Raw genomic sequence first — 22,883 nt, 5'->3', positions numbered from 1 at the left:
CTAGCCATAAAATCAGCGGTTGATTCCTAAAAAGACAATTAGATTTCGGGCATTCGTCGCGAAATGAACCTGTACTTTATCATATGATTTATTTTTATGTCGAACTCAGGTTAAATAGGCAAGGTTCTTTGGGGGTACCCTCAGAATGACTTATGTTACTTCACTAAAAAGGGGCGTCTTCATCGGGAGCGGGACTGTGCGGCATAGGCGGAGGGCCATCATTTCCACCTGCAGGCCCATTTTTGTTATCTCCTCCATTACCAATCATTGGATCATTGTTGGCAGCTGTTGTTAAATTTTCGAAACGGGCGTATTCTTTCACAAAGTACATCATTTTACTGCCTACCGGACCGTTACGTTGCTTACCGATAATGATCTCAGCCAGTCCTGCAGTTGATTTACCTTCTTCTGTAGTCGTGATCCCGTAATATTCTGCACGGTATAAGAACATTACGATATCAGCATCCTGTTCAATAGATCCGGACTCACGCAAGTCACTGAGTTGAGGCCGTTTATCACCTCCACGCTGCTCCACTGCACGGGAAAGCTGAGCCAATGCTATTACCGGAACATCCAGTTCTTTGGCGAGTCCCTTCAAACCACGGGAGATAGTCGCAATTTCCTGTTCACGGTTACCAATATCTTTGGAGTTAGCCTGCATTAACTGCAAATAATCAACTATGATGAGACCGATATCTTTTTCACTTTTCAATCGTCTGCACTTTGTTCTAAGCTCCATAAGGCTGATACCTGGCGTATCATCTATATAGATTTCTGCACTGAACAAACGGCTTGCTGCATCGATCAATCTTCGGAAATCTTCATCTTTAAGGGTTCCTTTTCTGGCTTCATCAGCTCTCACGCGAGCTTCCATGGTAAGAAGTCGTTGCACCAAAGACTGATTTGACATCTCAAGGCTGAAAAGGGCGATTGGAGTCCGTAAATTTTCGTCGGGATGAAGGGCCGCATTACGTGCAGCGGTAAGCACAAATGCCGTTTTACCCATGGATGGACGAGCTGCAATGATCACCAGATCACCTTTTTGCCAGCCGGCCGTCATATCATCAACAGCCAGTCCGGTTGGAACACCGGTAATGCCATATTCCTTTCCGCGCAGATCCTCTAAATAGGAGAGTGTATCTTTTAAAAGCTTTTCAACGGGAACAGCAGAACTGCGGCTTTTTTGGTTAGAAAGATCAAAAATACCTTGCTCGGCATGATCTAAAACATCGTAGGCGTCAGAAGTAGTGTCGTACGCCTCCTTGATCACATCATTACTTGCCAGTATAAGATTCCGCTTGATGGCTTTCTCGATGATGATCTGGGCATGATACTCAATGTTTGCCGATGAACTTACGGACCGGGTCAAATCAGATAAATAGGTTGGCCCGCCACACACTTCCAGTAAGTTATTGTCCTTGAGTTCATTTTCAACAGTCAGCAGATCCAGGGGGTTGTCGCGCTCATATAGATTGGTAAGTGTTTCAAAAATATGACGGTTAGCAGCTTTATAGAAATCGGTTGGTTTTAACATTTGCAAAGCAATAGTCGCTGCCCCGTGTTCAATAAGCATGGCGCCAAGAACAGCTTCTTCAACTTCAACGGCCTGAGGCGGTACCCGCCCGCCTTGCTCAAGCTTCTTTGAATCATCCTGCTGATATTTGTTACTGTATGAACCGTTTTTTTTTGCCATGAAGTCTGCTGAAATCAAAATTCCGATAATTTATGATTTCAAAAATAGGTATAAAATGAAAGGGAATTCAGGATATTTCTGAACAAATTTTAAACAGACTTATCAACATTTTAAAGCCGATGCTATAAATTCAGCAAACCTGATTTTGAGATGTTTTAAGAAAAAAGAATTCTGCGAATTCCTATGAAAATGAAAACCATTATTGTATAGGCTATAAAAAAAGGAATGATGATCTCTTTTAGTCCGGCTACCAACATGAGGCTGATCAACAAGAGCTGAAAGCCGAGTCCAAATGTAGATAAGGCCGTCATAAACCATTTTGGAAACTTCTTGCTCTTCGAAGCTTCATAGTCGAGTGTGTACACAGCTTTATCAAACACGCCATAAAGTTTTTTATAAAGCCAGAAGAGCATAGATACGTTTTTTTGTTTTTCTCCTTCCAGGGCTTTTGGTGTAGTATCTTCAAAAATGCGGCTGGTAGTATCCCCATTGGCTTTATTTCTCAATATTACATAGTAATAATTGTATAGTGTTCCTTGTAACTGTATTCCGAGGAAAGCTAGAATAGTAAAGAAAAGTCCGGTGTCGGTCACAGCCCAAATAGACAGTAATATCAAAAGGTTTAAAATAATGTCTGATATTGAATCGAAATATCTTCCGGTATAGGACGGTGTGTTATTTAAGCGTGCCAGTTCACCGTCTGCAGCATCTAAAATAGATTTTAAGATCAGAAAGAATGCAGCTGCAAAATAGTATCCCTGAATAACAGACACTATAGCTATCAGACCTGAAATAATAAATCCAACAGTTACATGGATAGGAGTACATGCAGTGTCTGTAAGTGACCGGGCTATGACTCTTGCTACAGGTCTCCCGTAGTCTGAGAGATCTAAGAATTGATGGTCTTTAGGTAATTTTGACAACGGTTCTTTTTTTATTCAACCTTTTTATGAAATGCCCCTAACATTTAGACACTTGAATATAGTTTCATGTAAATGCATAAACCTATATCAAAGATCAGAAGGAGTATTTAACTTAGCATAAATGTCGATGCTTATATACTTTCCATTTTTTAGCTCTGCATCCCTCATTGTGCCTTCATAAGTAAAACTGAGCTTATCCAATACTTTTTTGCAATTAGTATTTTCTGATTCAACAAACCCTTCAATACGATGCAGGTCAAGCTTTTCAAAACCATAATTAATAATTTCAGGCATTGCTTCAGTCATAAATCCCTTATTCCAATATTCAGGGAGAAGCCAAAAACCGATCTCAGCTTTTCTGTGTTCTTTATTGATATCATTTAGTCCCCCTGCACCAAAAAATTCTCCATTATCATTTGAACAAACAGCCCACCAAATTCCGGTTTCGTTTTTTTCATGATCAGAAAACCATTTCATTTGTTCTTTAGCAGATTCTTTGGTTGCAAAACTGATCCCATAATATTTAATTACTTCGGGGTGGGAGAGACCTTCAAATATATGATCCAGATCAGAAGCAACGATCTTGCGTAGAACCAACCTTTGTGTTTTAATGGTCATAAATTCCGTATTCATTCCGGTAAAATTAGCTGTCCTTTAACTCATCATATCTTTTTCTCAGCATCTGAACATCCTCCCATGTTGGACGTTTGTATTTTTTATACCTGAGCAACGCAGCAGGGTGATAAGTTGCCAACAATTCTCTTCCGTGAAAATCATGGAATTTATTCCTTAATCGACCTAAAGAAGTGTCTTCGTTTAGCAGAGTTGTAGCTGAAATCCTTCCAACGCATAAGATGAGCTTGGGATCAACCAATTCAATTTGCCGCATCAGATAGGGTAAACTACGGGCTGATTCTTCCGGCTTTGGATCACGGTTATTCGGCGGCCTGTGCTTCAGGATATTGGCAATGTATATATCATCTCGGCTGAAATTTATAGCTCCCATGATCTTATCCAACAGCTGACCGGCTTCTCCAACAAAAGGCTCACCTTGTTTATCCTCATTGAATCCGGGAGCTTCACCTATCACCATTATATCGGCATCAGGATTGCCAACACCAAAAACTAAATTAGTACCATCCAGATCAGTTTTTAATTCCTCGGACTTTTCACACAAAGCCCTTAACTCTTCCAGTGTTTTACAATTAGCGATGCGTTCTGAAGTGGATAAATTCTTTGAGTTTTTTCCTTCTTCAGCGGCAGTGTGCTGATTTTCGTTTTTACTATTGGGTTTGTCGGGGGTAGACTCCTTTATGGACTCTTCTATGTTATCTGAAACCTGTTCCTTTGTTTGAACATCTGAGGCAGACAGTCCTTTTACTGAAAAATCACCATAAACTTCCTGCTGTTGTTTTAAAAATCGGTACGCTTTTTCTAAAAATTCTTTAGGATCACTCATATCATCTTTTGTGGGTATTCAATTTGATCATTGCAGTAGAACGGATCATTCATCGTGCCAAAGTTTTTCCAGCATAGCATATAAGACCACACCTGCTGCAACCGAAACATTTAAAGAGTGTTTATGTCCATATTGCGGAATAGAGACGAATTCATCAATTAAAGGAAGAATGTCATCATCAATACCGGTAACCTCATTGCCAAGAACAATACAAATTTTTCCGTGTTGTTTTGCATTGAAATTTGGAAGAACGGTGCTGTCAGTCGTTTGTTCTAATCCAATAATATAATAGCCTTCGGATTTCAGTTCATTTAACGCCTCTGTTCCGGTGTCAAAATATTGCCATGCAACAAAGTCCTCAGCTCCGATGGCTGTTTTATTGATCTCCGGCCTGGGAGGAGTAGCAGAATAGCCGGATAGAATAATTTCTGAGATCCCAAAGGCATCAGCAGAACGAAAAATGGAGCCTACATTATGCAGGCTTCGGATGTTATGCACCAATATTTTAAGTGAGCTGAGCTTTTCCGGTGCAGTGCGGGAAAGGTTTTCTTCAAGAATTTCTTTAGTTGATAACTTATTCACTAAGAAGGTTTTTTAAGATTACACAACAGTTTTTTGGTTGACTAAAATAGGATAGTTCCTGCATCATTTCATTATTTAACTTTTTGTTATCTGCAGAAATAACCTCTTGGCCTGATGGCTCTAAGTCCGTCTGACCGATTGTTTGATTCGAACTGAACTAACTTATTCCATGTTTAACTTCTGAGGCTTAATTCATCGATCAGACGGGTAATCTGTCAGATCGAGTTCGTGGTTGTTTAGCTTAAATCTTGGTGCACAGATTTCCAGTCCTTCTATCGATTATTTGATTTGAATACCAAGCTCGGCTTTTCCCGGTTAGGCGCAGATCTCTTTGTATTCGTTAAGCCGGTTGCCGTTGTCTTGGTCATCTTGTTTTTTCAAAGCTACTACCACACCGTCGTGTACAGTATTAAAAAAACGGTCTGATTTTACAAAAGTACTGATGTCTGATTTTCGAATTACATCCCTTACCGGGCCGATCAAACCAGAAATGTATAATTCTATCCCTTGTTTTTTTAGAGTTTCAATGATCATAAGCAGGGAATCCATTGCGGATATATCAAGGTCGCCGATGGTTGTTCCATCAATGATCACATACTTAAGTGCATTGGTATCATTCATGCTCTTTTCAAGAATGTAATTTTTAAAAAATTCAGCATTAACAAATGAAAACGGGGCATCAACCCGAAGTATGAGCACGCCCGGAATCTGCTTTACCTCAGAAAAACGATTTCTGTTTTTGAAATCCCTTGTTCCGGGAATCAGTCCAAGTTCGGCCACAGTTGGTTTACTCATCTTAAGCAGTAAAGCTAAAACCGATGAAAGTAAACCAATAATAATGCCTTCCTGGATTCCAATTGCCAACACACTTATAACAGTTATAAAAGCTATAAGCGCATCTCTTCTTTTAGTGTGAATGAGAAACTTCAGCTCCTTGATATCGATAAGGCTGCTTACTGAGACAACGATAATAGCACCTAATAACGGTTCAGGTAAAATTTCAAATAATGGAGTAAGAAAAAGAAGGGTAAAGAGAATGAGAGCACCCGCAAAAAAATTAGATAACGAGGTTTCCCCACCGCCTTGTTCTGAAATAGCTGATCTTGTAAAGCTGGAAGAGACAGGCAGAGACTGAAAGAAACTCCCTACCACATTACTGCTCCCAATGGCGATTAATTCCTGGTTAGGATTTACAGTATATCCGTGCTTTCTTGCAAACGCCCTAGAAAGGGAAGCTACGGTCATGAATTGTATAAGTGCTAAGGTAAAAGCATTGGGAGCCAATTGTTTAATAGTTTCAAGATTGAATGAAGGTATAGTGAATTCAGGAAGACCCTGAGGGATGGCACCAACCTGTGCAACTCCCCATTTTGAAACACTGATGAAAGATAAGACCAAAATAGTGATTGCAACCAGTACTACAGATTCAGGTATTTTGGAGTAATATCTTCTCATCAGCAATAAAAATGATATAAAGAACAAGGATAGACCAAAGGAAGGTAAATGAGTGGATTGGATATGCTGCCAAATATAATAGACCATTTCATGTATGTATTGCGAATTGGGTATATCAATATTCAAAAGAATGCCCACCTGACTTATGATTATTATAATAGGAGCGGCTATAGTGAAACCGGAAATAACAGGCCTTGAAAATAAATTGAAAACAAAGCCTAATTTTAAAAAGCCCATCATCAATTGAAATACTCCGGTCATAAGTGCGATCATAATAGCAAAAATGACTTTTTCAGTCGGATCACTTCCTGCTAAAAAGCCCAAACCTGCAGCAAGTATCAGCATGTCTATAGCTACCGGACCAATTGAAATATGCCGTGATGTTCCAAATATTGGATAGATAAAAAGAGGTACGAGTCCGGCATAAAGACCATAAATAGGAGGGAGTCCCGCAATAACAGCGTATGCCATCCCCTGAGGAATAAGAACTACCCCAACTGTAGAACCGGAGATCATGTCTGCTTTTAATTGCTTCAGATCATAATCTCTCAGAACCTGAATAATTGGGACATATTTAGATAAAAATTTCTGCATATGATATTAAAATGGCCAGAATATTGGAATGGCAAAGGTACCAATAATCCAGAATAAGATATTAAGCGGAGTACCTACTTTCACGAAATCTATAAATTTATATTGACCGGGACCGAAAATCATTGTGTTAGTTTGATAACCAATGGGAGACATAAAGCTTAGAGATGCAGCCATGGTAACCGCTACGAGTAAAGGATCTGCATTAACATTGATTACTGTAGATGCCTCTATAGCGATTGGGGCAAGTAAAGCAGCTGTGGCCTGATTTGAGATCAGGTTGGTAAGCATCATAGAAAGGAAAAAGAAGGCCGATAATACTGCTGTTGGACCTAGTGCTTCAAAATTAGTTATTATACCATCAGCTAAAAGTTGGGCTGCCCCGGTTTTTTGCATAGCAATTCCAAGGGGTAAAACCCCTCCAAGCAAGAAAATCACTTTCCAGTTGATGGATTGATAAGCTTCTTCATTGCTAAGGCAACCTGTTAATACCATTAATATCACCCCACAAATTGCTGTGGCAACAATGGGTAAAATGCCAAAAGCGGCAAATCCAACTACACCGGCAATTATACCTATGGCTACCGGTATTTTTGATTGTTTAAAATCAGGGACGTCGATCTCTGTGGCTAATACAAACTCCTCTGCTGTTTTTATATCATTAACACGTTCTTTTTTTGCGTATAAAAGTAAGGAAGTACCACTTTGCATGCGGATATCTGGAAGGTGTTCTTGCTGTATCTCACCTTTTTGACGGATCGCTAAAACCAATGCCTCATATTGATGATATAGTTCAATATTCTTTAGTTTTTTACCCTCGAAAGAGGATTCAGGGGCAATTACAGCTTCAACCAGTTGAGCATTTCCGACTTCAAAATCCTTATCTTCCCAGTTCTTGTTAGGTTTGATCAATACATCTTCACGATTAAGTAACTTGTTGAGCTCTTTTACACTTCCGCGAATACGAAGTGTATCTTTTTCTTGAAGCTTGATATTCTGTCGGTCAGATTTTGAGGTTCCATCTTTATCTAAAACCTCCACAATATCGAGATCCAGATCTTGTATAAGTTTGGTGTTGTGCAGGGGCGTATCGACAAAAGGTGAGTTAGGCAGTAAAATTACATCGGTCAGATAGCTCTGGAGTTCGAAGGTCTCTGTTAGCGATTCATCTTTTCGCCGTTCCGGGATGAGATTGATTCCAACAGTGAACAAATAGATAAAACCGACTACGAAAAAGATGATCCCAACAGGAGCAAAATCAAACATACCAAAACCTTCAAGACCATTATCTGTTGCAATGGAATCTGCCAGGAGATTAGTTGAAGTCCCTATAAGGGTGCAAACACCGCCGAACATGGCTGCAAACGACATGGGCATCAGAAGTTTGGAGGCACTTTTATCCAAATCCTTTGAAAGGCTGATTATCACCGGAATAAATATAGCGACTGCAGCTGTATTGTTAATAAAAGCTGAGATCACTCCAATTACCAGCATTATGATAAAAATTGCGAACCGATAATTGAGCTTACTTAGCTTAAAAAAATAATCCCCGACTATATCGAGTGCCCCGGTTCTTCTGAGTCCTTCACTAAGTATAAACATGCAGGCAATGGTCACAGTTGCAGGATTACTGAAGCCTGAAAGCCCCTCTTTTGGAGTCAGGATCCCCGAAACTATTAATATGGCCAAAAGGATCAGGGAAGTGATATCAAAAGAAATACGCTTGTTGATAAACAAGAAAACGGCAAGCAGAATAAGGGCATAAACAAATATAATTTCCGGAGCTATTCCGAACATAATAAAGCTTTTAATCAGGCATTCTTTTGACTGCAGAATATGACAAGTATCATGGTTTTATAAAAATACTTTTAAAGAACTTGTAGTGCTCAAAAACAGAATGGAAAAACATTCAATAACCTCTTATTTTTAAGTATATTCAAAAAGTTAATGTAAAAGCCATCTGCTATCAGTAGATTGCTTTTTTTATTTATGGAAACAGAACAAAAGCAGAGATTATGAGTAAAGTTCAATACCTGACACAGGAAGGTTATGATCGGTTGGATGCAGAATTAAAAGACCTTAAAACAAGAGGGCGGAGAGAGATCGCTGCTGAAATTGCTGAAGCAAGAGCTAAAGGGGATTTAAGTGAGAATGCCGAATATGATGCAGCTAAAGAGGCTCAGGGGCATCTTGAAGACAGAATAACTAAACTTGAAGATGCACTTGCCAATGCTCGTGTATTGGATACAAAGGACCTGGATCTGTCTAAAGTGCGTGTATTGACAACAGTTACCATCTTGAATAAAAATGTTGGAAAGGAAATGAAGTATACATTGGTATCAGCAAATGAAGCCGACTTTGCTGCCGGAAAGATCTCCATCGATTCCCCAATTGGAAAAGCGCTGATGGGCCGCGAAATTGGAGAAGCGGTTGAAGTGGATGTCCCTGCAGGTAAGTTAGAGCTGGAAGTGAAGAACATCGAAATTTAATCTTATCCAGACCTTTGGCTAATGAAAAAGCTCATTGATGTCTATCCTTACCGTATGCAAGATGGGCAACCTCATTTTCTAATTTTTAAAAGATCTTCAGAAAAAATATATGCCGGTCAATGGCGCATGGTTGGGGGTAAAGTTGAGGAAGGGGAACAAAGCTGGGAAGCCGCACTTCGTGAACTAAAAGAAGAAACGGGCTTAAAACCTGTTAAATTCTGGGCCATACCTTCAATAAATCAGTTCTATGAAGCTAAAACGGATGCTATCCTTTCTATCCCGGCATTTGCAGCTGAATTAGATAATGATTCAGATATTCAACTTGATGAAGAACATTCTGAATTTAAATGGGTTAGTATAGATGGAATTCAGCCCTATATAAGCTGGCCCGAACAAAGACGGCTCATGCAGCTAACATACGATATATTAACCCATCAATTTCTTGACATACTTCCAGAGTGGATAATCGAAATTTCTTAATCGCCTTTCTTTTTTTGTTGATGCCCGGCATTGGGTTGGCCCAATCCGATTCCTATAATCTCAATTTCTACCCGGATGCATGGTATAACAGCGTGGATGGAATCCGCATCGGCGGTTTTGTTTTGGGTGAAATGGAAGGTGAATTTAAAAGTGGTCCACATAGGTTGAATGCCGGAATTTGGCTCGGTACTAATTTCCCAGACTTACCGGTTTCATATTATTTTTCCTTTACCGAGCCTATTCCGGGTCTTTCTGATTATGGGGAGGAATTTAATGTACAAATTGTCAGCAATATCCGAACCGGATACAGTCGCCATGGGTTAGCTCTGAATAAACGCTTTCAGAAAGAATTCGATGAACTCAGATATCAGGAAATCAGGTTAAGTGTATTTCAGGAAAAAGCAATAGACAATGAATACAGGCTCAATCCATTCCAGGAAACGAATTGGAAAACATTAGCGGGTTTGGAATTTCAAACCAGTGGCTTTACATCACTGGGTATACTGAAGACATCTTTGTCTTTAAAACAAAACATCAATAATGCTTCCGGAAATTTCTCCTTTGGAAATGCTGAAGTAAAACATCTGACAGATTTAGGAAAGGGTTTTGGATTAAATCTTAGAGTTTTTGGGGCTTTAGTCAGTTCCGATGCTCCAATAGAATATAATTATAGCATGGCTAACAGAACTCCTATATCCTGGTTAAATAGTGGGGTAACAAGGGCAAGAGGCACTATTCCTGATTCTTTTTTTGAAAATGGACTTGTCCAGGTTGCGGGAGGTTTCAACCTCAGAGGTTATAATGTAGAATCATTTACTAACCCTCAGGGAAATAAAGATTATACAATTAGTTATGCTGGAACTCTTGATAAAGGGGTATCGCTAAATACGGAGCTAATTTTCCCCAATTACATTAATTCCTTGCTGAATCGAACAATAATGGGTGATTTTATTCACCTGAAGTCCTATTTATTTCATGATATCGGAAAAATCAGTGGGGTAAGATTTGAAGATGATATAATTTTTGATGTAGATAAAGTATCGGCTGATGCCGGGCTTGGAATACAGTTTTCTATCAATATCCCGGATTGGCTCGGAAAGGATAGGGGCTTTGCAGTCAGATACGAAATCCCGTTTTGGCTTTCTGATCCCGAAAATGGGGAAAACAACTACAAATTCCGTAGTTTTATTGGCGTAGGAGCTGTAATCTCACTTTAACTCTCTCATGAAAATTCTTGTCATAAACTGCGGCAGTTCTTCCATAAAATACCAGCTTATCAACACAGAGGAGCAACAGTCTTTGTGTAAAGGTTTAGTTGAACGGATCGGAGCCGTTACATCTATCATCAAGCAGGAGTTTAAGGATGAAAAACCGATCAAAAAAACCATGGTGATCGAGAACCACGCTGCCGCTCTTAAAACCATCATGGAGTTGCTGCTTGAAGCGGATAATGATCACCTGAAGTCGCTGGATGAAATTGAAGCCGTAGGTCACCGGGTGGTTCATGGAGGGGAGACCTTTAAGGACTCGGTTCTTATTGATGAAGATGTAGAGGAAGCTATTCAGCAGGCTTTTGACATAGCACCGCTTCACAATCCGCCAAACCTGAGCGGTATACGGGCAGCAAAGAAACATTTACCGGATGTGCCTCATGTAGCCGTTTTTGATACCGCTTTCCATCATTCTATACCTAAGCATGCATTCTTGTATGGTATTCCCAATCGGTTGTATCGCCGGTATAAAATTCGAAAGTATGGGTTTCACGGTACTTCACACTACTATGTAAGCCGTAAATATTTTAAAATATCGGGTAAACCAAAGGAAGGGTCTAAAGTAATTACTTGTCATTTAGGAAACGGGTGTTCTATTACGGCTATCAAGGACGGTAAATCCTATGATACAAGTATGGGATTTTCACCTCTTGAAGGATTGGTAATGGGAACCAGAAGCGGAGACCTGGATCCTTCTATCTTATTCTACCTCATAGAGAAAGAAGAATTATCTCTGGCGAATGTTCACGCTTTGCTAAACAAACACAGTGGACTTTTAGGGCTTAGCGGCTATGCTGCTGATATGCGTGATCTATTAGAAGAAGCGGAAAGTGGAGATCGAAGATGTACAGAGGCTATTGATGTATTTTGTTATCGGGCTAAAAAATATATTGGCTCATATATAGCAGCTATGGATGGGGTAGACGCGATCATTTTTACAGGGGGAATTGGAGAAAACGCCGCACCGATCAGAAGTAAGATTCTGGAAGGTTTCAATTACATGAGTATTGAGATAGATGAGAAGAAAAATTCGGATCTAAAAGAAGGAACATTGATCAGTACTGACAATTCGAAAGCTGAAGTTCACGTTATACCCACTAATGAGGAGCTGGTGATAGCTATTGATGCTGCTAAAATTTCGACTGCTTCAAAACAAACCCCATGGGCGTAGAAAAATTTTATAACCGATTTAATTCAGTAGTTGGAGATATGTGGTCATCAGGATTATTTGGCATATTAATGATATCAGTGATCTCCCTTACCTTTGCGTCTTGCTCAAGTACAAGCTGGGTGGTAGTTAATGAAGAGGAGACAGATATCAATGATTTTGAATTGGTGTCTTCACAATTTTATTTAGAAAGCACGAATGGCATTACTCCAACTCAGCCCCTTATTCACTTTGATCTTAAAAAAGTGAATCTTTATGAATATGCTCAAAGAGTAAAGACTGAACGATTTATACAACGATACCGGCCGCGTTTGGGGTATGTTATGTTGGGTGTGGCAGGAGCCGGATTATCTTATTACGCTGCTTTTTCGGATAGATTGTTAACTGAGCCAAGTAACTCTCAGCGGTTTGCATTAGTCGGGGCAGGGACCATGCTTACCGGGCTTTCCTTTTTGAATATGAAACCGGTGGGTGAACCTTCTGCAACCGGTGAAAGCCGGCTTTTGCGAAAGACGGGCACGGTTCAAGAAGCAGATACAAGTGATGCTCTTCCTTATAACGATCAGATTCCTACATTTAGGATCTCTTACAATGATTCTGTTTTGGTGCGGAATGAAGAAAGAGAGTTTAGTGGAAGCAGAATAACAATTAACCTGACAGAAGAGATCGATGCCGGTCTTTTTAATGAGGATCCCACTGAAAATATCTTAGTTGAGGTTTCTTATGATTCTTTAAGTATTGCTAAAGAAATTCCGGTCTCTTCTATTTTCGAGCAATTTGTAGTCGTAAACGCACAAATTACTGCTTTAAGGACCGATCCCTCAAATAATCCCAATAATATACTGACCGATTTGGCAGAGGGAAGTCAACTTAAACTGGTTGAAAGGAGAGATAATTGGTATAAAGTTCTGTATGGCATCTCAGAAACCTGGGTATCAGCCAATGATGTGCAAACGATATGGCGTTCTTCAGAGTTTGCTTCTGATCTTTCTGTTATTGCCATTCCAAATGTTCCTTTCGGATCAGTAGATGTGGAAAAGGATATTCCGGTTCTAACCCAAAGCTCCTCAAACTCTTCTGCTTTTATACTTTCAAACTATCAATATGAAGAAGACCTCTCTGAACGAATTTATGGTCAGCGTGATGCGAGGTTAATGCAGGAATACTTCCTTCAGGCGTTTGGAATGAGAAGTAATAACATTGTCAATATCAGCAACATAAACACTCAGGTTCAGCTTGACAGGGCATATTCCAGATTGATCAACTCGATAAATGCCTCTAGTAATGTAACTATATATCTTAGCGGATATGCAGAAATAAGAGATGGTAAAGTTTTTCTTGTTGGCAGTGTAACTGAGGGTCAAGAAAGACAATATATTGATCTGCATGACTTTTTTGCCGCACTAAATGACTCAGATCTAAATAGGGTTATTGTGTTTGCTGATCTGGATTTTATTGATGATGAAAGATCGGATCAGGCGCTGCAGAAATTAGCTTCGGTGATAACAGACAATAATTCAGAATCAGCAGTGATTTTTGGAGCGAGTTCAGGCCAAAGATCCGCTATGTACTCCTCCAGTACCGGGGAGCAGAAGAGGCATAGCATATTTACATACTATCTTGCACAGGCATTTAAGCAGGGCAAAACATCCGTTAATGAGATCAGAGCTCATTTGGAAAGAAATGTGCCATTTACATCACGAAGCATTTATGACAGACCTCAGAATCCGTTATTCTTTGGAAATGCAGATCTTGAACTGACGGATTGATGGGCCTCTTATTCATTTTTTTAAGTATTTCCTGCTCACTTACTATCGCACAGATATTAAAGTTAGCTGAAAATAGAAAGCTTAACATTCTTAAGATCCTTGTCATTAATTATTTATCAGGGTTTTTGATAAGCCTGTTAAATTCCCGCGAGTTTTCCATGTCTGCAAGTGCTTATCCGGAAATAGACAAATGGATGATCGGATTAATGATTCTTTTAGGGATCGTGTTTATTGCAAATATGGTCGTTTACAGTAAATCGATCGACCGGGTTGGCATGGGAGTAAGTATTGCTGCAATGCGGATGTCATTGGTTTTTCCTATCGCAGCAAGCCTTTATGTATTTGGAGAGACCATTGGTTCATTAAAATATGTGGGAATTATTTTAGCACTAGTCTCACTTTTACTCATGGTACCGCGAATCAGAACCAGGAGTATTTCAGGTTTGTCAGATGCATGGCTGCCTGTTTTAATTTTTCTAATGACCGGATTTGCTGATACCGGATTGAAAATATATGAGCAATTGTTCTCAACTCAGATCTCTGAAGATCTGTTTGTTTCCGGAATTTTCTTTATTTCATTTGTTATTGGAACGGGAATTCTGATCAAAAGAGATAAAATATCCTTTAGTTTTAAAGAAATTGGATATGGTGTAGTAACCGGGGTTGTGAATTTGTATTCATCTATATTTTTAATTTACGCCTTAAAATTAATGCCCGGATCAATTGTTTTTCCATTGGTTAATGTAAGTTTAGTTGTTTTGGGTACTTTGATAGGAGTATGGTTTTGGAAGGACAAACCCTCTTTAAAACAGTGGTCAGGCTTAATGGTCGCTATAATTTCAATATTCTTACTTTTATAGATAATGGACATCATCAATGATATTCGTGAACGAGCCAAAGCTGATCTGAAAACGATTGTATTTCCGCGTTCTTCAGATGAGAGAATTATAAAAGCTGCTCAGTTTCTGAAGAATAAGAAGCTTGCAAATCCAATTCTTATACAGAATGAAAAAGTGGGAAGATTACCTAAGGATTCTGCAGTTATCGATCCCGTTGCTGATGAAAACCTCAAAAAGTACGCACATTCTTTTTATGAGCACAGAAAGCATAAAGGGATTTCGGAGGCTGATGCAATAGATATTATTAAGGACCCTCTTTTTTATGGAGCTGCAATGGTAGCTGCCGGAGACGCCGATGGATGCGTAGCGGGTTCGGTTTCCACAACCGGAGATGTACTTAGAGCCGCCATTCAAACTATAGGATTAAAACCGGGATCGAATGTGGTTTCCAGTGTTTTTTTAATGAGCTTTGATGACGGTCGCGGGTTTACCTATGGAGATTGTGCCGTGGTTCCATACCCTAATGCTGAACAATTGGCTACCATTGCAATGGATTCGGCTCAAACCCATCAAAAAGTAACCGGAGTGGTTCCAAAAGTGGCGATGCTTTCTTTTTCCACAAAAGGAAGTGCTGAACACGAACGCATTGATTTGGTTAGAAATGCCCTGGATATCATCAACTCTCACAATCTCAATTACCCTATAGATGGAGAACTTCAATTTGATGCTGCTATTGTTCCGGATGTAGCTAAACGTAAAGCACCAAATTCAGAAGTAGCGGGACAAGCCAATGTATTTATTTTTCCAAACCTTGATGCCGGTAATATCGCCTATAAGATCACTGAACGTCTAGCCGGGGCCACAGCAACCGGGCCCATTATTCAGGGACTCGCAAAACCCATGATGGACCTATCCCGGGGTTGTTCCTGGGAAGATATTGTAAATACAGCTTGTGTTTGCTCTTTAATGAGTTCTTGAAGGTAATATACATCCTTATTCATACCTGATTCCTGATTAGCTTAATAGAAATTCTCAATCATTTCGGTTTAGTTAAGAGGGGGAGATTTCGTATATTTGTACTCAATCTAAATAAGCTTGGAAAACAACTATCGAAGTAATCATAAATGTTGTTTCCCGAGAGTATTAAAAGAGCAATCCCTAAGACTAAAAACAGCTAATGAGCGAGACACAAGCCTTAGAATCAATGATCGGAGAAGACTATAAGTATGGCTTCTCTACAGATATTGAATACGAAGATTTTCCAAAAGGAATTAACGAGGATATTATTCGGGAGCTTTCTGCACGTAAAGAAGAGCCGGAGTGGATGCTTGAATTCCGCCTGAAGGCCTATCGCGCCTGGACGGAAATGGAAGAACCGGATTGGTTCAATGCCACTTACGAGAAACCAAAGTTCGATACTCTGCAGTTTTATTCAGCTCCAAAGAATAAACCTAAATTGGACAGTTTGGATGATGTAGATCCAAAAATCCGCGAGACCTATGAAAAGCTGGGTATACCACTTGAAGAGCAAAAGGCTCTGGCAGGTGTTGCTGTAGATGCTGTATTTGACAGTGTTTCAGTATTCACTTCGTTCAAAGAGAAGCTGGCTGAAGCCGGAGTAATTTTCTGCTCTATTTCGGAAGCGATTAAAAATCACCCTGAACTGGTGAAAAAGTATATGGGGTCGGTGGTTCCGGTTCGAGATAACTTTTACGCTGCATTGAATTCAGCGGTATTTTCTGACGGATCGTTTTGCTACGTGCCTAAAGACACGATCTGTCCGATGGAGCTTTCTACCTACTTCCGCATCAACAATATGAATTCCGGTCAGTTTGAACGAACGCTGATCATTGCGGAAGATAATTCACATGTTAGCTACCTGGAAGGTTGTACGGCTCCAATGTATGATGAACATCAGCTTCACGCCGCCGTGGTTGAATTGGTGGCTTTGGATAATGCGGAGATCAAATATTCCACCATTCAGAACTGGTATGCCGGTGATGAAGATGGGAAAGGAGGTATCTACAATTTTGTAACTAAGCGCGGAGCCTGCCGCGGTAAGAATTCAAAAATCAGTTGGACTCAGCTTGAAACAGGATCGGCCGTTACGCTGAAATATCCAAGTGTGATCTTGCAAGGCGATGGTTCTATTGGGGAATTCTACTCAGTTGCTGTAACCACCAAACGACAGCAAGCCGACACCGGTACGAAAATGATACACATTGGCAAAAACACCAAGAGTACCATTATTTCCAAAGGTATCTCTGCCGGAAATTCAAACAACAGCTATCGCGGAGAAGTTAGAATAGGTAAAGGTGCAGATGGCGCCCGTAATTACTCGGTTTGTGACTCGATGTTGATCGGTCAGACCTGTGGAGCGCATACGTTCCCTTACATATCCTCTCAAAATCCAACCGCTAGTGTTGAGCATGAGGCTTCGACTTCGCGTGTAGGTGAGGAGCAGATCTTCTACCTGATGCAGCGTGGAATAAGTGAGCAGGATGCCATTTCCATGATCATCAACGGATTTGTGAAGGAAGTTCTGAAAGAGCTGCCGCTTGAATTCGCAACAGAGGCAAACGCCCTGCTTGATGTGAAACTGGAAGGTAGTGTTGGATAAGTAATTTTAAATGTTGAATGCTAAATGTGAAATGATACAGTACACATTTAACATTCAAAATTGAGCATTCAACATACCATATCGAAGAAATTAAATAATCAAAAAAGACAAAAGAACAGAAACGTGTTAGAGATCAAAAACTTACATGCCTCAGTTGAAGGCGAAGACGAACAAATTCTCAAAGGTGTAAATCTCACCATCAACAAAGGAGAGATCCATGCCATTATGGGTCCGAACGGAAGTGGAAAAAGTACGCTGGCCAAAGTAGTATCCGGCCATCCCGAGTATGAGATCACTGAAGGGGAGATCCTTTTTGAAGGCGAAGACATCACCGAACTGGATGCCGATGAGCGTGCTCACCTGGGTATGTTTCTTGCATTTCAATATCCGATCGAAGTGCCGGGTATCACTAACAGAACGCTGCTCCGTGAGTCTTATAATACGATCGCTCGTGAAAATGACCGGGAAGAACTCGATCCCCTCGAATTTGATGATTATCTGAAAGAGCGCCTTGAGATCATCGACATGAAAGATGAGTTTCTCGAGCGAAGCATCAACACTGGATTTTCTGGCGGTGAGAAGAAAAAGAATGAGGTTTTCCAGATGGCTGTATTAAATCCAAAGCTGGCTTTCATGGATGAAACTGACTCAGGACTCGATATCGATGCCCTGAAAGTTGTTTCGGATGGCATCAACAAAATTGCAGGGCCTCAAAATGCTATCGTTTTGATCACACACTACCAGCGACTGCTCAACTACATTACTCCTGATTTTGTACATGTGATGATGGATGGCAGAATCGTGAAGTCTGCGGGCAAAGAGCTTGCACATGAGCTTGAGGATCAGGGCTACGAGAAACTTGAAAAAGAATTTTCCCTAAATGGAGAGGCTCAGTAATGAGTACAGCAGTACAAGAAAAAGAAACGATACTGAACTTTTTGGACGGTGATTTCAGCTCCACATCGGATGTGGATGTAATAGCCGGATTGAATCAAAAAGGAGCAGGAAATATCTCGGAATTTCCATTTCCCACTAAGAAAGATGAGGACTGGAGATTTACCGATCTGAGATCCATCAGCCGCAACCATTTTGTTCCTGTTGCTGAAGCCGGTGCCAACTCCGTAGGTGACATCAGCAATTATTATTTACCCGAAGCACAGGAAAGCCGTTTGGTTTTTGTGAATGGTGAATTTGATGCAGAGCGATCTTCATTAGATGCCATTCCGGATAACGTAACCGTTGGCACACTTGTTGAATACGGCAATTCTGAAGTTGTAAAAAAACATCTTGGTAAGTACACTACTTACGATGAGGATCAGGACGTATTTAACGCCCTGAACGAAGCCAACTTCAAAGATGGCGTGTTTATTCACGTTCCTAAGGAAACCAAAGTTGAAGCTCCGATTCACATTCTGAATGTATTTACGGATGCTCAAAAGCCTTTTTATGCCACTCCGCGTGTATTATTTGTTGGGGAAGCATATTCCAAATCAACGGTTGTTGAAGAGCATATCGGCCTTGCCGAAAATGAATATCTGAATATTCCCGTGGCTGAGTTCAAAATGAAGGAAGGTTCCAATATTCACCATGCGAGAATTCAGCGCGACAGTAAGAAGGCGAGCCATGTTTCCCGTCCGATCGCACACCTCGATAAGTATGCTGAATATCACTCGTACACCATTTGCTTGGGTGCGAAGTTATTCCGTAACGATCCACGGGTGGTACAAAATGATGAGGAAGTAAATTTCACCATTGACGGTTTAGTGCTGATCGATGGCGAGCAAATTGCGGATACACATTCTGCTATAGATCACAGGCACTGGCATGCACAAAGTCACCAGCTGCACAAAGTGGTAGTCAATGACAAAGCCCATTCCATCTTTAACGGTAAGATCTTTGTTCGGGAAGATTCCCAGAAGATCGATTCCTTCCAAGAAAACAGAAACTTGTTGCTTTCAGTTGATGGAACGGTTCACACCAAGCCTCAGCTGGAGATTTTTTCTGATGACGTACTGTGTTCTCACGGTGCAACCATTGGTCATTTGAACGAGGACGAGGTATTTTACCTACACAGTCGTGGTTTGACCAAGAAGAAAGCCCGTGAGTTGCTGGTATACGCTTTCACTCTCGAAAGTATCGAGAATATGGAAGTGGAATCTGTACACAAATTATTGTTAGACGAAGTAGTCAAATTCACCTCTCGCGACGAAGAATTTGTTGCGGTAGGGAATTGATCAATTGAATTATTGAAAAAGTCCTCCCTTGAGGGAGGTGCCGGACTGAACGAATGTGAAGTCTGGCGGAGGATGTCGATTAGGGCAAGGTTGCTTGAATCGACCAACACCTCTCACAACAAATCAGGAACAACTGATTTGTTGATCTCTCCTCAAGGAGAGACTTATTCTGAGCTTATAAAAGTTCAGAGTTTGAATTAGACATTATGTGGTAAGTATCATGCAAGAAACCCTGAAAACAGAAACCAAAACCACGATCGACTGGGAAGTTATTCGCAGTCAATTTCCCGTGCTTCAGCGTGAAGTGAATGGACAGCCGGTGGTATATCTGGATAACGGGGCTTCCTCGCAAATGCCACAGCGAGTGATAGATCGCATAAATGCCTATCACTCCAATGAGCATTCAAATGTGCATCGTGGTATTCACTCCTTGAGTCAGCAGGCGACTGATGCTTTTGAATCAGCTCGCAAGAAAGTGAAAGAGCTGGTCAATGCCCGCCATCCGGAAGAGATCATTTACACGACCGGAACCACCGATTCCATCAATTTAGTGGCGCAGAGCTACGGACGTAAGCATTTCAAGGAAGGTGACGAGATCATTCTTTCCGAAATGGAACATCACGCCAACATCGTGCCCTGGCAAATGGTGGCTGAGGAAACGGGAGCCAGGATCAAGGTCATTCCTATGACCGAATCCGGGGAGCTGATGATGGATGAATATCACAAACTCCTTTCGGATCGCACCAAAATGGTTGCAGTGGTTCATGTTTCCAATGCGCTCGGAACTATCAATCCGGTGGAAGAGATCATTGAAGCGGCTCACGCCAAAGATATTCCGGTGCTGATAGACGGAGCACAGGCTGTTCCGCATGCTAAGGTCGATGTTCAGAAACTGGATGCAGATTTTTACGCCTTTTCAGCTCACAAAATGTGTGGTCCAACGGGATTCGGAATTCTCTGCGGCAAGAAAGAATTGCTGGAAGAAATGCCCCCGTACAGAGGAGGAGGGGATATGATCGACAAGGTAACGTTTGAGAAAACCACCTGGAACGACCTTCCCCATAAATTTGAAGCAGGAACTCCGCCTATCGCAGCCGGAGTCGGTTTTGCTGAGACCATTGACTTTCTGAATGAAGTCGGGATGGAGAATATCGCAGTACGTGAGCATGAGTTACTGGAATATGCCACAGCTAAACTCAACGAGATCGATGGATTGAAGATCATAGGAACGGCGGAAAACAAAGCATCGGTCATTTCGTTTTTACTGGAGGGAATTCACCCCACAGATGCCGGCACTATTTTAGATCAAAAGGGCATTGCAGTGCGAACCGGTCATCATTGCGCCCAACCGATCATGGACCATTTTGAAATTCCAGGTACCGCAAGAGCGTCCATTTCTTTTTATAATAACGAAGAAGATATTGACCGACTGGTAAATGGAATTAAATACGTACAAGAATTTTTTTGACAACAAAAGAGAACTGATATGGCTAAAATTAAAGAAATAGAACGCACACCAAATCCCGATGCCATGCGCTTTGTATTGGCTGAACCGCTAACCAACGGAACCACTCGTTCCTTTGAAAATGCGGCCGAGGCTGAAGGCGATGAGCTGGCAGAAGCACTGTTTGCAGTCGATAACGTGATCAATGTCTATTATGTAGACAAATACATCACTGTTACGCAGGATGGAAAAGCTGTTTGGTCGGAATTACTCCGCAAACTGGCTCCTCCAATTCGCGAAGCAGAAGCCGTTACTCATGAAGAAGACGACAGCGATGTCCATATGAGTAAAGAAGTGCAGGGTTCTGATGATCCTCGTTTGCAGGAAATTACCCGTATGCTTGACGAACAAGTTCGTCCGTATCTGCTTGCCGATGGCGGTGGATTAAAAGTACTCGGACTTGAGCAAAATCGTCTCAAGGTTCACTATCAAGGAGCTTGTGGTACATGCCCAACGGCTACAACCGGCACGTTGTATGCTATAGAAAGCATGGTGAAGCGTATTGATCCCGAAATTCAGGTTGTTTCTGTTTAAATCCTAAAGAGAAGTATTATGGAAGAACTTTCCATCACAGATCGTGCCACTGAACGCATCAACTTGATCCGCAAAGAACAAAGTGTTCCTGACGATGCATTTCTACGCGTAGGCGTAGTAAGTGGGGGATGCTCCGGCTTAACCTATGATCTTGAATTCAATTCTGATGTACAGCCAGAAGAGAATGATAAGATCTTTGATGTGGACGGACTGAAAGTGCTGGTCGATATGAGAAGTTTCCTCTATCTGGCCGGAACCGAATTGGATTACACCGAAGGATTGAATGGGCAGGGATTCCATTTCAAAAATCCTAATGCTACCAGGACTTGCTCCTGTGGTGAATCCTTCTCGATTTAATTTTGCCACTAAATCACGAAAGCACTAAAATTTTAGTGTTTTAGAGTTTTTGTGGCAATCAAAAGAAATTTACTATGGCTGAAGATGTAATCGTAAATAAGGTTCAACAAAACACCAAGCTGGTAACGCTGGATCTGCAGAAATTCCATGATGATACCCCCATTGAGGAGCTGGATATCAAGAAGTTTCTGTTTCAGGAATTGTTGCTGAAGGAGAAGGATTTTCGGGAACAGCTGAAGAAATATGACTGGTCGCAGTACGAAGGAAAGAACTTGTGTGTGCACTGCAGCACCGATGCCATTATTGCTCCCTGGGCCTGGATGTTGATCACCTCTTACGTCAATTCATTTGCCAAAGAAGTATTTCTCGGGAAGAAAGAAGCTTTTCTTCACCAACTATACCAACGAAAGCTCGAAGAGTACGACTGGGGCCAATACGAAGACAAGTTCGTCCTTCTGAAAGGCTGCGGAAAAGTGCACGTCCCAGATTCCATTTACATGCTGGCTACCAATAAGTTAATGGGTACAGCTAAAAAAATTATGTACGGGGAAGCTTGCTCGAATGTACCGGTTTGGAAAAAGTAAGGATTGCTGATTCCGGTGATTAGTTCTCTTTGCTTACCAATGGATACTTTTCAAGGTTTTCGATTGATTCCAAGTGTAGGTCAACATCTAAATCAGGCCAGTAGAAGTGATTTTTTGATGGACATTCTACGTTTGTCACTTCTTTAATTGTGGCTTTTTTAAACCACGGGAATTGTTTGTAGGGAAGAAAGTGCTCTTTAGAGTCATGAAACAACCAAATACCGTGTGAAGAGATATTGGTTACTTCTGTTTTATTGTCCGAAATGGTTGTTCCAGCTTTCTCTGATTTCATCTTTATGCTCCATTATTTGTTCAATAATTTCTGTAACCT

General features: G+C 41.0%; 22 protein-coding genes. 14 read left to right on the top strand and 8 right to left on the bottom strand.

Translation table 11 applies throughout. From position 1 onward, the window contains the following. Positions 1–163: 163 nt before the first annotated feature. From dnaB to VFM80_RS05035, 7 genes are all read right to left on the bottom strand, one after another. Positions 164–1,693 carry a replicative DNA helicase gene (dnaB, locus tag VFM80_RS05065; RefSeq protein ID WP_395070200.1) on the bottom strand — a complete coding sequence of 510 codons (1,530 nt, stop codon included), beginning with the start codon at positions 1,691–1,693 and terminating at the stop codon, positions 164–166. A gap of 155 nt (positions 1,694–1,848) precedes the next feature. After that, positions 1,849–2,616 (bottom strand): CDP-alcohol phosphatidyltransferase family protein, encoded by a 768-nt coding sequence (locus tag VFM80_RS05060; protein WP_395070198.1) that lies wholly within the window; start codon positions 2,614–2,616, stop codon positions 1,849–1,851. Positions 2,617–2,703: 87 nt separating this feature from the next. Then, positions 2,704–3,234 carry a GNAT family N-acetyltransferase gene (locus VFM80_RS05055; RefSeq protein ID WP_395070196.1) on the bottom strand — a complete coding sequence of 177 codons (531 nt, stop codon included), beginning with the start codon at positions 3,232–3,234 and terminating at the stop codon, positions 2,704–2,706. A gap of 25 nt (positions 3,235–3,259) precedes the next feature. Further along, complete coding sequence (locus VFM80_RS05050; protein WP_395070194.1) at positions 3,260–4,075, bottom strand: uracil-DNA glycosylase; 816 nt, start codon at positions 4,073–4,075, stop codon at positions 3,260–3,262. 45 nt (positions 4,076–4,120) lie between these two features. After that, a complete protein-coding gene (locus VFM80_RS05045) occupies positions 4,121–4,657 on the bottom strand; it encodes an RNA methyltransferase (protein WP_395070192.1) in 537 nt (178 codons plus the stop codon). A 315-nt stretch (positions 4,658–4,972) separates the two neighbouring features. After that, on the bottom strand, positions 4,973–6,706 hold the full coding sequence (locus tag VFM80_RS05040) for a SulP family inorganic anion transporter (protein ID WP_395070190.1): 1,734 nt from the start codon (positions 6,704–6,706) through the stop codon (positions 4,973–4,975). Between the two features lie 6 nt (positions 6,707–6,712). After that, positions 6,713–8,500, bottom strand: coding sequence for an SLC13 family permease (locus VFM80_RS05035; protein WP_395070188.1), 1,788 nt, complete (start codon positions 8,498–8,500; stop codon positions 6,713–6,715). A 218-nt stretch (positions 8,501–8,718) separates the two neighbouring features. On the opposite strand from VFM80_RS05035, the gene greA reads away from it, so the two are divergent. From greA to VFM80_RS04965, 14 genes are all read left to right on the top strand, one after another. Continuing rightward, positions 8,719–9,192 carry a transcription elongation factor GreA gene (greA, locus tag VFM80_RS05030; protein WP_395070186.1) on the top strand — a complete coding sequence of 158 codons (474 nt, stop codon included), beginning with the start codon at positions 8,719–8,721 and terminating at the stop codon, positions 9,190–9,192. 21 nt (positions 9,193–9,213) lie between these two features. Beyond that, positions 9,214–9,672: an NUDIX hydrolase gene (locus VFM80_RS05025; protein WP_395070184.1), complete on the top strand. Its 459-nt coding sequence runs from the start codon at positions 9,214–9,216 to the stop codon at positions 9,670–9,672. After that, positions 9,651–10,889 carry a hypothetical protein gene (locus tag VFM80_RS05020; protein WP_395070182.1) on the top strand — a complete coding sequence of 413 codons (1,239 nt, stop codon included), beginning with the start codon at positions 9,651–9,653 and terminating at the stop codon, positions 10,887–10,889. The genes VFM80_RS05025 and VFM80_RS05020 overlap by 22 nt, the downstream gene beginning before the upstream one ends. Positions 10,890–10,896: 7 nt before the next feature. Next, complete coding sequence (locus VFM80_RS05015) at positions 10,897–12,114, top strand: acetate/propionate family kinase (protein WP_395070180.1); 1,218 nt, start codon at positions 10,897–10,899, stop codon at positions 12,112–12,114. Then, entirely contained in the window at positions 12,105–13,880 is a 1,776-nt protein-coding gene (locus VFM80_RS05010) for a caspase family protein (protein WP_395070178.1), read from the top strand. The genes VFM80_RS05015 and VFM80_RS05010 overlap by 10 nt, the downstream gene beginning before the upstream one ends. Positions 13,881–14,038: 158 nt before the next feature. Further along, complete coding sequence (locus VFM80_RS05005) at positions 14,039–14,740, top strand: EamA family transporter (protein ID WP_395070176.1); 702 nt, start codon at positions 14,039–14,041, stop codon at positions 14,738–14,740. 3 nt (positions 14,741–14,743) lie between these two features. After that, a complete protein-coding gene (gene pta / locus VFM80_RS05000) occupies positions 14,744–15,697 on the top strand; it encodes a phosphate acetyltransferase (protein WP_395070174.1) in 954 nt (317 codons plus the stop codon). A 199-nt stretch (positions 15,698–15,896) separates the two neighbouring features. Further along, positions 15,897–17,339: a Fe-S cluster assembly protein SufB gene (gene sufB / locus VFM80_RS04995; protein ID WP_395070172.1), complete on the top strand. Its 1,443-nt coding sequence runs from the start codon at positions 15,897–15,899 to the stop codon at positions 17,337–17,339. A 123-nt stretch (positions 17,340–17,462) separates the two neighbouring features. Next, complete coding sequence (sufC, locus tag VFM80_RS04990) at positions 17,463–18,236, top strand: Fe-S cluster assembly ATPase SufC (protein ID WP_395070202.1); 774 nt, start codon at positions 17,463–17,465, stop codon at positions 18,234–18,236. After that, a complete protein-coding gene (gene sufD, locus VFM80_RS04985) occupies positions 18,236–19,573 on the top strand; it encodes a Fe-S cluster assembly protein SufD (protein WP_395070170.1) in 1,338 nt (445 codons plus the stop codon). Before sufC ends, sufD begins: the two co-directional genes overlap by 1 nt. 220 nt (positions 19,574–19,793) lie before the next feature. After that, positions 19,794–21,041, top strand: a complete 1,248-nt coding sequence (locus VFM80_RS04980) for an aminotransferase class V-fold PLP-dependent enzyme (protein ID WP_395070169.1) — start codon at positions 19,794–19,796, stop codon at positions 21,039–21,041. Between the two features lie 18 nt (positions 21,042–21,059). Continuing rightward, positions 21,060–21,611 (top strand): NifU family protein, encoded by a 552-nt coding sequence (locus VFM80_RS04975; RefSeq protein ID WP_395070167.1) that lies wholly within the window; start codon positions 21,060–21,062, stop codon positions 21,609–21,611. An 18-nt stretch (positions 21,612–21,629) separates the two neighbouring features. Continuing rightward, positions 21,630–21,968 carry a HesB/IscA family protein gene (locus VFM80_RS04970; RefSeq protein WP_395070165.1) on the top strand — a complete coding sequence of 113 codons (339 nt, stop codon included), beginning with the start codon at positions 21,630–21,632 and terminating at the stop codon, positions 21,966–21,968. A 74-nt stretch (positions 21,969–22,042) separates the two neighbouring features. Next, positions 22,043–22,552, top strand: coding sequence for a DUF2480 family protein (locus tag VFM80_RS04965; RefSeq protein ID WP_395070163.1), 510 nt, complete (start codon positions 22,043–22,045; stop codon positions 22,550–22,552). A gap of 19 nt (positions 22,553–22,571) precedes the next feature. On the opposite strand, the gene VFM80_RS04960 is transcribed toward VFM80_RS04965, so the two are convergent. Continuing rightward, positions 22,572–22,844 carry a DUF2442 domain-containing protein gene (locus VFM80_RS04960; RefSeq protein ID WP_395070161.1) on the bottom strand — a complete coding sequence of 91 codons (273 nt, stop codon included), beginning with the start codon at positions 22,842–22,844 and terminating at the stop codon, positions 22,572–22,574. Positions 22,845–22,883: the final 39 nt, after the last annotated feature.

The sequence above is a fragment of the Gracilimonas sp. genome, assembly GCF_035704785.1.
Taxonomy (GTDB): Bacteria; Bacteroidota; Rhodothermia; order Balneolales; family Balneolaceae; genus Gracilimonas.
The sequence above is the reverse complement of the archived record's forward strand: the minus strand, read 5'-3'. Positions and strand labels throughout refer to the sequence as shown.

Excerpts from the sequence above, each read along its gene's own strand:
- dnaB (WP_395070200.1), bottom strand. The coding sequence starts at position 1,693 with ATGGCAAAAAAAAACGGTTCATACAGTAACAAATATCAGCAGGATGAT.
- VFM80_RS05055 (WP_395070196.1), bottom strand. The coding sequence starts at position 3,234 with ATGACCATTAAAACACAAAGGTTGGTTCTACGCAAGATCGTTGCTTCT.
- VFM80_RS05050 (WP_395070194.1), bottom strand. The coding sequence starts at position 4,075 with ATGAGTGATCCTAAAGAATTTTTAGAAAAAGCGTACCGATTTTTAAAA.
- VFM80_RS05040 (WP_395070190.1), bottom strand. The coding sequence starts at position 6,706 with ATGCAGAAATTTTTATCTAAATATGTCCCAATTATTCAGGTTCTGAGA.
- VFM80_RS05035 (WP_395070188.1), bottom strand. The coding sequence starts at position 8,500 with ATGTTCGGAATAGCTCCGGAAATTATATTTGTTTATGCCCTTATTCTG.
- greA (WP_395070186.1), top strand. The coding sequence starts at position 8,719 with ATGAGTAAAGTTCAATACCTGACACAGGAAGGTTATGATCGGTTGGAT.
- VFM80_RS05025 (WP_395070184.1), top strand. The coding sequence starts at position 9,214 with ATGAAAAAGCTCATTGATGTCTATCCTTACCGTATGCAAGATGGGCAA.
- VFM80_RS05015 (WP_395070180.1), top strand. The coding sequence starts at position 10,897 with ATGAAAATTCTTGTCATAAACTGCGGCAGTTCTTCCATAAAATACCAG.
- VFM80_RS05010 (WP_395070178.1), top strand. The coding sequence starts at position 12,105 with ATGGGCGTAGAAAAATTTTATAACCGATTTAATTCAGTAGTTGGAGAT.
- VFM80_RS05005 (WP_395070176.1), top strand. The coding sequence starts at position 14,039 with ATGTCTGCAAGTGCTTATCCGGAAATAGACAAATGGATGATCGGATTA.
- pta (WP_395070174.1), top strand. The coding sequence starts at position 14,744 with ATGGACATCATCAATGATATTCGTGAACGAGCCAAAGCTGATCTGAAA.
- sufB (WP_395070172.1), top strand. The coding sequence starts at position 15,897 with ATGAGCGAGACACAAGCCTTAGAATCAATGATCGGAGAAGACTATAAG.
- sufD (WP_395070170.1), top strand. The coding sequence starts at position 18,236 with ATGAGTACAGCAGTACAAGAAAAAGAAACGATACTGAACTTTTTGGAC.
- VFM80_RS04980 (WP_395070169.1), top strand. The coding sequence starts at position 19,794 with ATGCAAGAAACCCTGAAAACAGAAACCAAAACCACGATCGACTGGGAA.
- VFM80_RS04975 (WP_395070167.1), top strand. The coding sequence starts at position 21,060 with ATGGCTAAAATTAAAGAAATAGAACGCACACCAAATCCCGATGCCATG.
- VFM80_RS04970 (WP_395070165.1), top strand. The coding sequence starts at position 21,630 with ATGGAAGAACTTTCCATCACAGATCGTGCCACTGAACGCATCAACTTG.
- VFM80_RS04965 (WP_395070163.1), top strand. The coding sequence starts at position 22,043 with ATGGCTGAAGATGTAATCGTAAATAAGGTTCAACAAAACACCAAGCTG.
- VFM80_RS04960 (WP_395070161.1), bottom strand. The coding sequence starts at position 22,844 with ATGAAATCAGAGAAAGCTGGAACAACCATTTCGGACAATAAAACAGAA.